This window comes from Streptomyces sp. SAI-135 (assembly GCF_029893805.1).
Taxonomy (GTDB): Bacteria; Actinomycetota; Actinomycetes; order Streptomycetales; family Streptomycetaceae; genus Streptomyces.
The window spans coordinates 4,860,153-4,873,287 of record NZ_JARXYP010000002.1 but is presented as its reverse complement, the minus strand read 5'-3'; the positions used below and the strand labels follow the sequence as shown (position 1 = coordinate 4,873,287).

Sequence of the window (13,135 nt, the reverse complement as noted above, 5' to 3'; positions counted from 1 at the left end):
AAAGCGCCGGCGGAAGACACCGCTGGCGCGTCCCGAGAAGCCGGCGCGGCCGGATAGCGGCGGCCGGCGCGATGTCCGTGCTCGCGCTGGCCCTCATCGCCCCGCTGGCCTCGGCGGCCCTGACCGACCCCGCCGACCCCACGCCCGCCCCGACGGCGGACCACGTCACCGACACCTCCCGACTCCCCTCCGGCTGGCAGAAGTCCGGCGACCGGATCGTCACCTACGACGGCGACGGCACCGGACTGCACGTCCTGGTCGCCGACGCGGCCGACGCCTACAAGTGGCACACCGCGGCGACCCTGTCCGAGCCCGGCATCGACACCGACCAGTGGATCGGCCAGACCTGTGTGACCGGGTCCGGCGACCGCGCCGTCGTGGTCTACGCGCCCCGGCAGGCCGTCAACGACCAACAGGGCTTCCAGCAGGGCGCGTTCGCGGCCGTGGTCGACCTGGCGGACGGCCGGGTGACCAAGCTGCCGGAGCTGGTCTCCCTCGCTTACTTCAACCCGGGCTGCGGCGCCGGCGAACAGGCCGTGCTGACCCGTCCGCAGGGCGACGGCACCCAACTGCTCACCGTCGACGCCCGCAAGGCAGAGCTGGTCCGGCAGCAGACGGTCGCCGGACAGCTCACCTCCGCCGTGCCCTTCGGGAACGAGATCGCGGCCGCCCTGGGCGACTCCGTGGTCGCGGTGGACGCCAAGGGCACGACCAGCACCCTGGCCAGGACCGGCGGCACGCCGTTCCGGCTGGTGCCGGACGCGCACAACGGGCTCGCCTACCAGGTTCCCGCGGGGAAGAAGGTGCAGGTCCGCCGGGTCACCTCGACGGGCTCCGACCAGTTCCTCGGCTCCGGCGCGCTCGGCGCCCTCGCCGTGCACGGCAACGGCGGCCGGGTCTTCGTGACCGGCACGGACGCCGAGGACACCGTACGGACCCTGCCGAAGAGCTGGCGGTCTCTCGACGTGCCGGCCTCCGCCGAGGTCTCCACCACCGGTGTGCTCGCGCTGACCTCCGTCGGCAACGGCACCGAGGCCGCGGGCGGTCGCAAGGCGGCCGCGGACATCGTCCCGTCCGTCGGGATCGGCGCGGTGCTGCCCGGCAGCGACAGCAGCGTCGAGTTCACGGTGCAGCCGAGGATCTCCGCGAGGTCGCAGGGAGCCGAACAGTCCCCGGCGCTGTCCGACGGCGTTCACACCGACAGCGTCACCCCGGGCGACGACGACCCGTCGACCTCCACCACCGACCCCGACCGCGCCTGCGCCGTCACCCGCAACGACCCGACCCTCCAGTCGCTCCAGCCCTCGACCGCGCAGGCCGAGTGGGCGACGGACCTCGCCGTGCAGGGCAAGCTCGACGTGCGCCGGCGCAGCGGCTGGAACGGCAGCGAACTCCCGTCATACACCCCGCAGGGCCTGTTCCCGTCCACCCCGCTCAAGGGCGGCGGCCGGGTGCCCGCGCAGATCATGCTCGGGGTGCTCTCCCAGGAGTCCAACCTGCTCCAGGCGAGCTCCCGCGCGGCAGCGGGCGAGAGCGGCAACTTCATCCAGGGCGGCTACTACGGCAACGCCGGCAGCGTGCACACCGTCAACTGGGCCGCCGCCGACTGCGGTTACGGCATCGCTCAGGTGACCAGCGGCATGGCGAAGGCCGACACCGCCTACACCGCCGAGCAGCAGCAGGCGCTCACCGTGGACTACGCCGCCAACATCGCCGCGGGGCTCCAGATCCTCCAGGACAAGTGGAACCAGCTCCACGACAAGGGTCTGCTCGTCAACGGCGGTGACCCGAAGTACCTGGAGAACTGGTGGCTCGCGCTGTGGGCCTACAACAGCGGCTTCAACCTGCCCAGTTCGACCGACGCCACCGCCCCCTGGGGTCTGGGCTGGTTCAACAACCCGGCCAACGGCCTCTACCCGGCCGACCGCAGGATGTTCCTGTCCTCCGGCTACGACGACGCCCGCAACCCCAATCTGTGGACGTACCCGGAGCGGGTGCTGGGCTGGGCGGCCTACTCCCAGCAGAAGACCGACCCGGCGACCGGGGCGACCGTCCGGGCGTTCACCGTCGGCGACTGGCCCGCGGGCGCGCCGGCCGCGGAGCCCGCGCACGACACGTTCTGCAAGCCCGCGGTCAACGACTGCGACATCACCAAGCCCCGCAAGGTCGCCGGCTCCAGCCAGCCCGAAGGGCCGTGCCAGCGGGACGACTTCAAGTGCTGGTGGCACCAGCCGGTGAACTGGACCGACTGCGCGGCGACCTGCGGCACGGAGGTGCTGAGGTACCAGGCCGGTGACCCCGAGCCGAAGGTCGCGGCCCCGCACCCGGCCGCCTGTTCATCCGCCCTCCCGGCGAACGCCCTGATCGTGGACGACGTGCCGAACACGGTGAAGTTCCGGGTGGGGTCCGCCAACCCCTGTGCGGGCAAGCGGAACTGGACCAGCCGGGGCACACTGACGTTCACCTTCGGGTCGGCACAGCAGAACGGCGCGACCGTCTACCCCTCGAAGATCGACTTCCACCAGCTCGGCGCCGGCTTCGGCGGGCACTTCTGGCTGACCCACACCCGCGTGCCGAGCTACACCGACTCGGTGGTCACGGGCACGTGGACGCCGGACCGCGAGGTGATCGGGTCGGCGGAGGTGATGGTGCACCTGCCCGACCACGAGGCCAACACCCCGTCGGCCACGTACCGCATCGACCTCGGTGACGGCACGGTCGTGGAGAAGACGATCTCCCAGGACACCGGGGGCAGGAACGCCTGGGTGTCGCTGGGCTCGTACGCGTTCAAGGGCACGCCGAGTGTGTCGCTGAGCTCGGCCACGGCTGACGGGACGGGGGATGCGTCGATTGCTTGGGATGCGTTGGCTTTCGTTCCCGTGAAGGGGTAAGCGAGCGCCACGACGGTCGTCTCCCGGCTGACGCGCCGTCGTGGCTGGTCGCGCAGTGCCCCGCGCCCCTTCAGGGCGTTGCCGAACCGGAAGAGTTCCTGAGCCGCCCGTCGTCAGTCCCCGGACTGACGGCGGGCGTTCCCGTGCATGCACTCCTGGACGTGCAGAAGCCGACGTGGCGCTGCCCCGGCCCCACACCGGCGGTACCGCCGGGGGACTCACCCCAGAGCGGTCCCCGCCCGCGCCGCCGCCACGAAGGCCGTGATCAGGGCCGGGTCCTTGACGCCCCGGCTCGACTCCACGCCGCTGGAGACGTCCACGCCCCAGGGGCGGGTGACGGTCACGGCCTCCCGTACGTTCTCCGGCGTCAGACCCCCGGCGAGCAGCCACTTCTCGCCCGCGCCCGCGACCTGCTTCCTCGACCAGTCCCAGGCGATGCCGGAGCCCGGCACCGGGGCGTCCAGGAGGAGCAGGTCCTCGCCGAACTCCCCGCAGCGCGGCACCGAGTCACCGAAGGCGGCGGCGCGGATCAGGGTCCAGTCGCCCGTCGCGAGGGAGGCGTAGTAGTCACGGTCGTCGGGGCCGTGCAGCTGGACGGCCCCGATGCCGGACTCGGCGGCCACGGCGCGTACGTACTCCAGGGGCTCGCGGCGGAACACCCCCACCGTCAGGACGCTCTCGGGGACCCTCGCGGCCAGCCGTGCGGCCAGGGCGGGCTCGATGCGGCGCGGGCTGTCGGAGAAGACGAACCCGATGGCATCGGCACCGGCCTCGACGGCCGTCTCGACGTCCTGCTCGGTCCTCAGGCCGCAGATCTTCACGAAGAGCGTCATGCCGCCCACCGTATCCAATTCGCATCCATGAACAACGATCACATACGTAACCGTTGACGCGACCATGGCAAGCGCTTACCTTCCGAACGATACGTGCCCCCGTCGCCGCACACCATGGAGACGAACGATGCACCTGAGACCAGTCATCGCATCCGTCGGCCTCATCGCCGGCACGCTCGTCGCACTGTCCGGCACCACCGCCCAGGCCGCCACCACCCGCTACGAAGCGGAGACCAGCCCCGCCATCTGCACCGGAGCCGTCGAGACCGAGTACGCCGGCTACTCCGGCAGCGGCTTCTGCAACGGCACCAACGCCACCGGCGCCTACGCCCAGTTCACCGTGTCCGCCTCCGCGGCGCAGTCGGCGACCCTGAGCGTCCGGTTCGCCAACGGCACCACCACCGCCCGCCCCGCGGACATCATCGTGAACGGCTCGACGGTCTCGTCGGCCTCCTTCGAGTCCACCGGAACCTGGACCGGCTGGACCACCAAGACGCTCACCGTCCCGCTGACCGCGGGCAGCAACACGATCCGGCTGAACCCCACCGGCGGCAACGGGCTGCCCAACGTCGACTACCTGGACGCCGAGACGTCCGGCACCACGACCCCGCCGTCGAGCAGCGCCCTGTACGTGTCACCGAGCGGCACCGACAGCGCGGCCGGCACGGTCACCGCGCCCACCACGCTCGCCTCGGCGATCAGCCGCATCTCCGCCGGCGGCACGATCTACCTGCGCGGAGGGACGTACGCCTACTCCTCGACGGTGACCATCCCGGCCGGCAACAACGGCACCTCCGCCGCCCGCACCACGATCTCCGCCTACCCCGGCGAGACCCCGGTGCTCAACTTCGCCGCGCAGAGCGAGAGTTCCGCCAACCGGGGCATCCAGCTCAACGCCGACTACTGGAAGATCTACGGCCTGGTCGTCGAGCGGGCCGGGGACAACGGCATCTACATCGGCGGCAGCAACAACGTCGTCGAGCGCACGGTGACCCGCTTCAACCGGGACACCGGCCTCCAGCTGGGCCGGATGACCTCCTCCACCCCGGCGAGCCAGTGGCCGGCCAACAACCTGATCCTGAGCGCCGAGTCCCATGACAACGCCGACTCCGACGGTGAGGACGCCGACGGCTTCGCCGCGAAGCTCACCACCGGCACGGGGAACGTGTTCCGGTACGCCGTCTCGCACAACAACATCGACGACGGCTGGGACCTCTACACCAAGACCGACACCGGTGCCATCGGCCCGGTGACCGTCGAGTACTCGCTGTCGTACGACAACGGCACCCTCAGCGACGGCTCCCAGGCCGGCAACGGCGACCGCAACGGCTACAAGCTCGGCGGCGACGACATCGCGGTCGACCACGTGGTGCGCCACAGCATCGCCCACGCCAACGGCAAGCACGGTTTCACGTGGAACAGCAACCCGGGCACCATGGCGGTGTCGAACAACGTGTCCGTCGACAACACCGAGCGCAACTTCAACTTCGACGGCGGGACCTCGGTGTTCCGCTCCAACACCTCCTGCCGCTTCAGCAGCGGGACGAACGACCGGGTCATCGGCGACGCCGACAGCTCGAACCAGTTCTGGTCCGGCACCAACGGGTCGCGCTGCTCCTCGTACTCCGGCGCGCTGGGCTGGTCCTTCGCCTCGAACGGCAGCCTGGTGGTCACCTTCGGCGGCCGGCAGGTCACGCTGTAGGGACACGGGACCCCGGGCCGCATGCCCGGGGTCCGCTCAGGTCACTGCCGGGGCGCGGCCTGCTGCACGACCTCGAAGCTCCACAGCGTCGCCCCGGAGGCGGCGGGCCGGGGGCGCTCCCCGCGCTCCCCCTCGCCGCCTCCCCCGTGCGCGGCCTGCGCCATCCCGGACATCCACTTCTGGAACGACTCCTCGTCCCGCCAGCGGGTGTACACCAGGTAGGTGTCGGTGCCCTCGACGGGCCGCAGCAGCTCGAACCACTCGAACCCGTCCGAGTTCTCCACGGTCCCCGCCCGGGAGGCGAACCGCTTCTCCAGCGTCTCGCGCTGCTCCTCGGGGACCGTGAGTACGTTGATCTTGACGATGCTCATGCCGCAATTGTGCGCCAAGGGGCATCAGCGGGACATCAGCGGGCGGCGTTCCGCGCGGGCACCTCGCCCTTCCCGTCGACCACCGCGGTCCGCATCACGGCACTGGTGCCGGCCAGCGTCTCGGTGGTGATGCCCCGCTCCGGGTCGGTGAGGTAGAAGCGGGAACCGAGCAGCGCCAGGGTCCGCCTGTCGAAGATCCACTCGTCACGGGTCGCGAAACCCGTGTCGTCGAGGGTGATGGCGATACCGTGCCGGCCGGCCGCGTCGACGGCGTCGGGGATCTCGCGCACGCCGGGCAGCTTCGCGGCCGCCCGGTAGAACGCGGCGGCGTTGGCGGGCGGCATGATCGTGCCGCTGATCAGGCTGCCGATCAGGGAGAAGACCGCCTGGTCCGTCGTCTCGCCGTCGACCGGCCTGGCCTCCTTCCGCAGCCGGGCGAGCAGGGCGTCGGGGTCGGTGGGCAGGGACGCGAGCCACCGGTAGGTGGGATGGTCGACACCCTCCGGGACGGGCTCGCCGGCCTCGACCGGGATGAGCTGTCCGGGCATGACCGCGTCCTTGCCGCTGGCCCTGAGCCATCCGGTGGTCCGCAGCGGGCCCGGCTCCTGGGCGGTCCAGTGCTCCTCGGTGTGCAGTGCGCCGAGCTCGACCGGCCCGGTGAAGGTGCCCGTGTTCGAGCGGTCCAGGGTCCGCACGTACACGAACTGGTCGTCGCGCACGGGGATCGCGTCGCTCGCCATCGCGGCCGTCGCGATCCGGCCGAGGGTGCCGGAGGCGCTGGAGGCACGGGCCCGAGGCGGCTGCCCGTCCGTGGTCAGCGTGGCGAGCAGGGCTCCCGCCAGGGCCGCCGAGACCAGGGGGACCAGCACGGCCGGCCGGATGAGCCGACGCCGTACGGAAGGCTTCCCGGCTCGGTTGTCGTCGTCGATGCGCTGCATCAGTACGTCCTTGAAGTGATGGTGACGCTCCGGCGGGAGGTCCCATTCCGCCGGGGTCGACAGCAGTTCCTCGGCCTCGCTCATCGGGTCTCCTCCCGCAGGAACAGGGCCGCGAGCGCGGCCTCACTCTCCATCTCTCCGTGGCCCGTGGGCGGTTCCGCCTGCGCGCTCAGCCGGGCCAGCCGGGCGCGGGCCCTCGACAGCCGGGACCGCACGGTGCCGACGGGGACACCGAGGGCCTCGGCGGCCTGCCGGTAGTCCAGACCGGCCGACACGCACAGCGCGAACACCTCGCGGTCCTGCCTCCGGAGCCGCCCCAGGGCCTGGTGCACCACCGCGAGCCGCCGGGCGTCGTCGATCCGGCCCGCGGTCTCCTCGGCGAAGTCCTCGACCGGGCGCGGCTCCGGACTGCGCGCCAGGAAGGCGAGCCTGCGCCGCACGCCCCGGTTGGCGTTGTACGCCTTGTGCGTGGCGATGCCGAGCAGCCACGGTTTCAGCGAGCCGCCCTCCGGCTCCACGGTCCGTCTCGTCCGCCAGGCGGCGAGGAAGGTCTCGGACATCGCCTCCTCGGCCTCCGCCCAGTTCCCGGTCAGCCGCAGGGCGTGGTTGTAGACCGCTCGCGCATACCGGTCGTACAGTTCGCCGAACGCCGCCCGGTCGCCGGCCCGTATCCGCGCCCGCTCCGGTTCCGCCACCTCTGATTCCCTCACACCCGTAACGCTCCGCTCCCCGGCACCGAGTTCCTGTGCACTGGATCACATGACGCCTTCCGTGGAGCACCTACGCTGCGGTGTCATGGAACAACGCGAGGTCATGCAGAACGTCGTCGGCATCCTCACCGAGGCCCTGGAGATGCGTCGCCAGGTGCGGGAACACCCGGGCCGGCAGGCCTCGTTGACCGGGGCCGTCTCCGCTCTCCTCGTGGAGACCCTCCCGCGGATCCACCTCCCCGCCGACGCGAGCGGGCACGCCGCCGCGGACGCCGTGGTCGAGGAGCTGGGCCCCGCCATCGCGAGCATCGCCCACTGCTTCGCCTTCGCCTTCGTGCAGCTGGCCGAGGTCCACGACGAGGGCCGTACCGACACCTCCGCCGCGGACGTCCTGCGCCGCATCTCGCTCCAGTTCGCGAACGGGTCCGGAAAGGAGGCCGGCGAGTCCGGCTGAAAATTCCCGTGCCCCGACGACATCCGATCCGCCGCGAGCGACGAACAGTCCCCGGGGATGCACCGACGGGCTCCCGGGGCGACGAGGGAGGCACCGGGAGCCCGTGACGGAGTGCGGGGCGTGATCACCGCCTGGGCAGGCCCAGCCGCCCCCGGGTCGCGACCAGCAGGACCAGCGCGGCCGCCGTCGCCGCGAGCAGCACCGACCGGGCCGCGTCGCTCTCCTTCAGCGAGGGGAACATGCCGGACCAGGCGATCGAGAGGTAGTTGTTGACGCCGGTGTGCAGCAGCATGACCAGCGGCATGCTCTCGCCGGACCGGTTGAACACCCAGGTCATCACGCAGCTGAACGCGACCGTCATCGCCATGAACTGCACGGGCACCGTCCAGGACACCTGCGGCCCGCCGCCCCACTCCGTCAGGAACAGCGGCAGGTGCCAGGAGCCCCACAGCGCGCCGACGACGAGGGTCGCGGTCAGGGGACCGTACCGGCGCTGCATCCGCGGCATCGCGAACTCCCGCCAGCCGGGCTCCTCGGCGAGACCGGTGGTGATCATCTGGACGAGCAGTCCGGGCAGGTAGGCGGCCAGGACCGTCAGGGACGGCAGCGCGGGTCCGCGGCCGGCCAGGGCGACGGAGGCGAGGGTCAGCGCGGCCGGCACCGCGAGCAGGACGACCAGGTACCAGCGCAGGCCCACCCTGAACCTGGTCATCCTGGCCCGCCAGGTCCGCAGGCCCGCGCGTCCCTCCGTGATCCCGGTGACCAGCAGGGCGGAGGCGATCGGGCCGAGATAGGCGCCCGGCAGGACGCCGGTGAGCTGGCCTCCCGCGCGGCCGCCGGGGAAGACGAAGTGCCAGACGCCGAGGCCGTTCCCGGACAGGACGTACGGCGTCCAGGCCGCCCAGCTCAGTGCGAAGGCCAGAGTGAAGAACCAGGTCAGGGGGTTGCGACGGATACTGCCGCGCAGGCCGACGGTCTCCTGCGGAGCCGGTCGGGTCTCGATGCCGACGGACGCTTGGACACTCACCGCGGGGTCCCTTCCGAGGGGGCTGATGTGATGTGTCCAGCACACCGTCGCCGGGCCCGCGAATCATTGCCGCACAGGGCCCGATCGCTGTGCAGCAGGCTGTACTACGACCGTCGCCGCGCGTCCTCCAGATAGTGCAGGACGGCCGCCACGCGCCGGTCGACCTGGTCCGTGGGCGAGAGATCGAGCTTCGCGAAGATGCTCCGGATGTGCTTGTGCACGGCCCCGTCGGTCACGAACAGCCGCTCCGCGATGGCGCTGTTGCCGAGCCCCTCGGCCATCAGGGCGAGCACGTCCTTCTCGCGCGGGCTCAGCCGCTCCAGCCGCACGTCCGCACGGGAGCGGGTGAACAGCTGGGCGACGACCTCGGGGTCGATGGCGGTGCCTCCGGAGGCCACCCGGCGCAGCGCGTCGAGGAACTCCTCGACCCGGCCGACCCGTTCCTTGAGCAGATAGCCCAGCCCGCCGACCCCGCCGGTCAGCAGCTCGGTCGCGAAGCTCTGCTCGACGTAGGCGGACAGCACGAGGACGGCCAGGCCGGGCCTGCGCCGCCGGGCCTCGACGGCCGCGCGGACCCCTTCGTCGGTGTGCGTGGGCGGCATCCGGACGTCGAGGATGGCCACGTCGGGCTTGTGGGCGTCGATGGCGTCGAGCGCCCCTTCGGCGGTGTCGGCTGTGCCCACCACGTCCAGGCCCTCGGCCCGCAGCAGCAGCGCGAGCCCCTCGCGCAGCAGGGGATCGTCCTCGGCGATCACGATCCGCATGGCAACTCCGCTTCCAGGATGGTGGGGCCGCCCGGCGGGCTCGTCAGGCGGAGGGTGCCGTCGTGGGCGGCGACACGGCGGCGGATGCCGCTGAGCCCGGAGCCGGCGTGCTCGTCGGCGCCGCCCCGGCCGTCGTCCGTGACCCGCAGCAGCAGCCGGGCACCGGGGGCGCGGACGGTGACCGTGGCCCCGGACGCGCCGCTGTGCTTGGCGATGTTGGTGAGCGCCTCGGCGACGACGAAGTACGCGGTCGCCTCGACGGACGCGGCACACCGGCGCGGCACCTCCACGTCGACCGTGCAGGGCACCGCGCTCTGGGCCGCGAGCCCGGTCAGCGCGCCCGCGAGCCCCCGGTCGGCGAGCACCGGCGGGAGGATGCTGCGGGAGACGGTCCGCAGTTCGGCCAGCGCCTGTTCGGCCGCGGACTGGGCCCGCTCCAGGAGTTCGTCGGCGCCGGCCGGGTCGCGGGCGACCATCCGGCGGGCGGCACCGAGCAGCACGGTCACCGTGACGATCCGGTTCTGGGTGCCGTCGTGCAGCGACCGCTCGATGCGCCGCAGTTCGGTGGCGTGGGCGTCCAGCGCGGCGGCCCGGGTCGCGGTCAGCGTCGGCGACCCGCAAGGAGAGGTCGGCGTCGGGACCGGCCGACAGGAGCCGGCGTCCCGGGTCCGCCTGGAGCCGTGCCATGCCGGGGGTGAGCCCCAGCAGGATGGCGATCCAGCCCACGCCGAGCAGGCACACCGCGAGGGCGTCCGGCCAGGAGTGGGCGACGCCGATCCCGATGGAGGTGGCGGTGGCGTCCTTGGGGGCGAGGCGCCAGTACAGCGGGAACATGGTGTCCCGCAGGGCGAGCACCGGCAGGATGAACCCGAGCAGGCCCAGCGGCAGGCCCACGGCCAGGTGCCGGACCAGCCACAGCAGTTCGCGCCGGGTCGTGGGGTCGCGGAGGGCGGCCCGCAGCCGCGCCGGTGGTGGCGCGGGGGCGATGACCTCGGGGCCCCAGCGGGCGAGGCGTACGCGCTCCATGCCGGCCAGGGCGTGCAGCACGCGCACCCCGCCGGGCGCCAGCAGCAGCCACAGCAGCACGAACGGTGCGAGGACCGCCGTACCCAGTCCGGAGACCAGCTGGCCGAGCGCGGCGGCCGCGGTGGTCACGGTGCCCACGACAAGGCCCCTGAGGTCGGCGGTGGTCATGCGAACCCTCCTCGGGCCGGAGAACAACGACCCTAGGCGGACGGCGGGTGCGCGGACAGGCCGGGAGGCGGAAAGTACAGCCTGCTGTACCCCTGACCGGGCGGAACGCTGGATCGTGCGGACCGGGTGCCGGCTCGTAGCGTCGGTACCACCGAGACCGACCCGTCCACCTGGAGCGCACCGTGAAGCTTCTTCTCTGGCCCCTGCTCGTCCTCAGCGTGCTCGGCAACGCAGTGGCGTCCTTCACCCCGGCCGACACCGCCGTCCACCTGGCCTTCGGCACGGTCACCGCGCTGACGGCCACCGCTCTCGTCGTACGGCGTCTGCGCACCGATTCCTGATCACACGCCGGACGGCAGGCGGGGCGCCTACTCGAGGCCGATCGCCGCACAGTCCGCCGCGTACGGGGCGGTGCAGATCTGCTGGACGGTGTAGACGTCGTCCTTGATCACCGTCTGCTTGATGTTGTCCTTGGTCAGGGCGACCACCGGCACCAGCAGCGAGGGGATGTCCTGCTGGGTGGGGCTGTCCACCTTGTCGCGGATCAGCGCGTCGAACTGCAGGCCGCGGCCCTGGACCTTGTACACCGCGATCTGCGCCGCGTTCGTCGCCTCCAGCAGGAACGACTTGTACACGGTCATGTACTGCTCGCCCGAGACGACCCGCTGCACGGCGGCGAGGGTCGCGTCCTGCCCGGTCACCGGCGGGATCCTGGTGGCCCCCGCCTCCTTGAGCTCCGCGATGACCGCGCCCGCCATGTCGTCGTTGGCGGAGTACACGGCGGCGATGTCGTTGAGCCCGACGGAGGCGATCGCCGCCTTCATGTTGGCCTTGGCGACCGACGGCAGCCACTCCCGGGTGTCGTACTGCTTGGCTATGACGACCTTGCCGTTGAGCTCGTCCAGCGCGCCCTTCTTGAACAGGGCGGTGTTGGGGTCGGCGGGCGAGCCGTTCATCATCACGACCTTGCTGGTCTCGGCCTTGTCGCCGAGCGCCTCGGTGATGGCCCGGCCCTGCACCTCGCCGACGAGTTCGTTGTCGTGCGAGACGTAGGCGTCGATCGGGCCCTGGGCGAGGCGGTCGTAGGCGATGACGGGGATGCCCGCGTCCTTCGCCTTCTGTACGTCAGGACCGATCGCTTCGGCGTCGACCGCGTCCACCAGGATCACGTCCACCTTGTCGGCGACCATCTGCTCGAACTGCCGGCTCTGCCGCTTCGCGCTCGCCCCGGCGTTGGCGTAACTGACCTTGCCCTTGCCGTGGGTGAGGGTCGCCACTTCCTTCTTGATGAGGGGGTAGTCGAACCGGTCGAAGCGGCTGGTGTCCCGGTCGGGCAGCAGCAGGCCCAGGGTGATGTCGTCGCCCTTCTCGGGGCTCACCGCGGTGTTGCTGTCGCCCACTCCGCAGGAGGTGAGCACGAGGGCCGACACGCAGACGGCCATGACGGCGGGGACGGTACGCATGGCGATCCTGTGGGGGTGGGGGGCTGTCACGTAGGCGCAACAGTAGGTGCCCTCAATCCCGATCAAACGCCCTGACGGTTTCCTTCAAGGGATCACCACCCGGCGTCCTCAACTGGGCTCCGATGTGCACAAGTTGTACGTCGGTCAGGGCGCGGACCATGAGGATCCCGGCCACGGCCGCGCCGACCACGGCGAGGTCGGCGACCAGCAGTGTGCCGACGTCGTGGTAGGCGCGGGCGACGACGTCGTCCGTGTCTCCGTCGTACATCAGCCCCACCCCGGTGACCATGCCGACCAGCCACAGCGCCCACCACACGTTCACCACGACGGGCAGTCTGCGGCCCGGGGCGCTCTTGTGGTGGATGTCGGCGACGATGCCGCGCGGGATCCACAGGTTGGCGAGGGGCACGATCCAGGAGACGTACACCCAGACGCCGGCGTAGCGCGGGGGCTCGCCGGACAGGGCGCGCGCGTTGTCCCGCATCCGTCCCAGCCAGCCGATGAACAGAGCCGCGCACAGCAGGGTGAGGACGCTTCCGGCCGTGCTGACCAGGTGGTACGAGTCCTCCAGGGAGGTCGGCGGCCGGTGCCGGCCCTCGCCCTGGTCCGGCGGCCCCGAGGCGGGCTCCCCGGCCACGGCGAGCCGGACGTGCCACACGGCCCGCACCGCCCAGGCCGCGCCGGCGAGCCCGAGTCCGGCGACGGCGAGCCGGGCGGAGCCGCCCACACTGCACAGAGCGGGCCGGACGGTGTTCTCACTCACGGGGTCCCCCTTCGGAAGCATCACG

12 protein-coding genes and 1 pseudogene are annotated in these 13,135 nt (G+C 71.8%); 4 read left to right on the top strand and 9 right to left on the bottom strand.

Annotated elements, in window-relative coordinates; translation table 11 throughout:
* The first annotated feature begins 71 nt into the window (after positions 1-71).
* Positions 72-2,891, top strand: coding sequence for a transglycosylase SLT domain-containing protein (locus M2163_RS26545; protein ID WP_280895221.1), 2,820 nt, complete (start codon positions 72-74; stop codon positions 2,889-2,891).
* Between the two features lie 218 nt (positions 2,892-3,109).
* Here the strand turns inward: M2163_RS26545 and M2163_RS26540 are convergent, their stop codons facing one another.
* Complete coding sequence (locus M2163_RS26540; RefSeq protein WP_280895220.1) at positions 3,110-3,724, bottom strand: phosphoribosylanthranilate isomerase; 615 nt, start codon at positions 3,722-3,724, stop codon at positions 3,110-3,112.
* Positions 3,725-3,851: 127 nt separating this feature from the next.
* Between M2163_RS26540 and M2163_RS26535 the strand changes: the two genes are divergently transcribed.
* Entirely contained in the window at positions 3,852-5,426 is a 1,575-nt protein-coding gene (locus tag M2163_RS26535) for a carbohydrate-binding protein (protein ID WP_280895219.1), read from the top strand.
* Positions 5,427-5,467: 41 nt separating this feature from the next.
* Here the strand turns inward: M2163_RS26535 and M2163_RS26530 are convergent, their stop codons facing one another.
* From M2163_RS26530 to M2163_RS26520, 3 genes are read right to left on the bottom strand one after another with little or no spacing between them, the layout of a single operon-like run.
* The gene (locus M2163_RS26530) at positions 5,468-5,797 is read right to left on the bottom strand and encodes an antibiotic biosynthesis monooxygenase (protein WP_280850362.1); all 330 of its coding nucleotides are present in this window, start codon (positions 5,795-5,797) and stop codon (positions 5,468-5,470) included.
* A gap of 35 nt (positions 5,798-5,832) precedes the next feature.
* Positions 5,833-6,819, bottom strand: a complete 987-nt coding sequence (locus M2163_RS26525; protein ID WP_280895218.1) for a CU044_5270 family protein — start codon at positions 6,817-6,819, stop codon at positions 5,833-5,835.
* Positions 6,816-7,445 carry an RNA polymerase sigma factor gene (locus tag M2163_RS26520; protein ID WP_280895217.1) on the bottom strand — a complete coding sequence of 210 codons (630 nt, stop codon included), beginning with the start codon at positions 7,443-7,445 and terminating at the stop codon, positions 6,816-6,818. The genes M2163_RS26525 and M2163_RS26520 overlap by 4 nt, the downstream gene beginning before the upstream one ends.
* Positions 7,446-7,530: 85 nt before the next feature.
* Here M2163_RS26520 and M2163_RS26515 point away from each other — a divergent pair, with 85 nt between their 5' ends.
* Positions 7,531-7,899: a hypothetical protein gene (locus M2163_RS26515; protein WP_280850364.1), complete on the top strand. Its 369-nt coding sequence runs from the start codon at positions 7,531-7,533 to the stop codon at positions 7,897-7,899.
* A 124-nt stretch (positions 7,900-8,023) separates the two neighbouring features.
* On the opposite strand, the gene M2163_RS26510 is transcribed toward M2163_RS26515, so the two are convergent.
* From M2163_RS26510 to M2163_RS26500, 3 genes and pseudogenes are all read right to left on the bottom strand, one after another.
* Positions 8,024-8,926, bottom strand: a complete 903-nt coding sequence (locus tag M2163_RS26510) for a type II CAAX endopeptidase family protein (RefSeq protein WP_280895216.1) — start codon at positions 8,924-8,926, stop codon at positions 8,024-8,026.
* Positions 8,927-9,030: 104 nt separating this feature from the next.
* The gene (locus M2163_RS26505; protein WP_280850366.1) at positions 9,031-9,690 is read right to left on the bottom strand and encodes a response regulator transcription factor; all 660 of its coding nucleotides are present in this window, start codon (positions 9,688-9,690) and stop codon (positions 9,031-9,033) included.
* A pseudogene (locus M2163_RS26500) lies at positions 9,678-10,884 on the bottom strand (sensor domain-containing protein). The gene M2163_RS26505 and the pseudogene M2163_RS26500 overlap by 13 nt, the downstream one beginning before the upstream one ends.
* 182 nt (positions 10,885-11,066) lie before the next feature.
* Between M2163_RS26500 and M2163_RS26495 the strand changes: the two are divergent.
* Positions 11,067-11,225 (top strand): hypothetical protein, encoded by a 159-nt coding sequence (locus M2163_RS26495; protein WP_280850368.1) that lies wholly within the window; start codon positions 11,067-11,069, stop codon positions 11,223-11,225.
* 27 nt (positions 11,226-11,252) lie between these two features.
* Here the strand turns inward: M2163_RS26495 and M2163_RS26490 are convergent, their stop codons facing one another.
* Both M2163_RS26490 and M2163_RS26485 read right to left on the bottom strand, forming a co-directional pair.
* Positions 11,253-12,347, bottom strand: coding sequence for a substrate-binding domain-containing protein (locus M2163_RS26490; protein WP_280850369.1), 1,095 nt, complete (start codon positions 12,345-12,347; stop codon positions 11,253-11,255).
* A 52-nt stretch (positions 12,348-12,399) separates the two neighbouring features.
* On the bottom strand, positions 12,400-13,110 hold the full coding sequence (locus tag M2163_RS26485; RefSeq protein WP_280895215.1) for a DUF4328 domain-containing protein: 711 nt from the start codon (positions 13,108-13,110) through the stop codon (positions 12,400-12,402).
* Positions 13,111-13,135 lie beyond the last annotated feature (25 nt).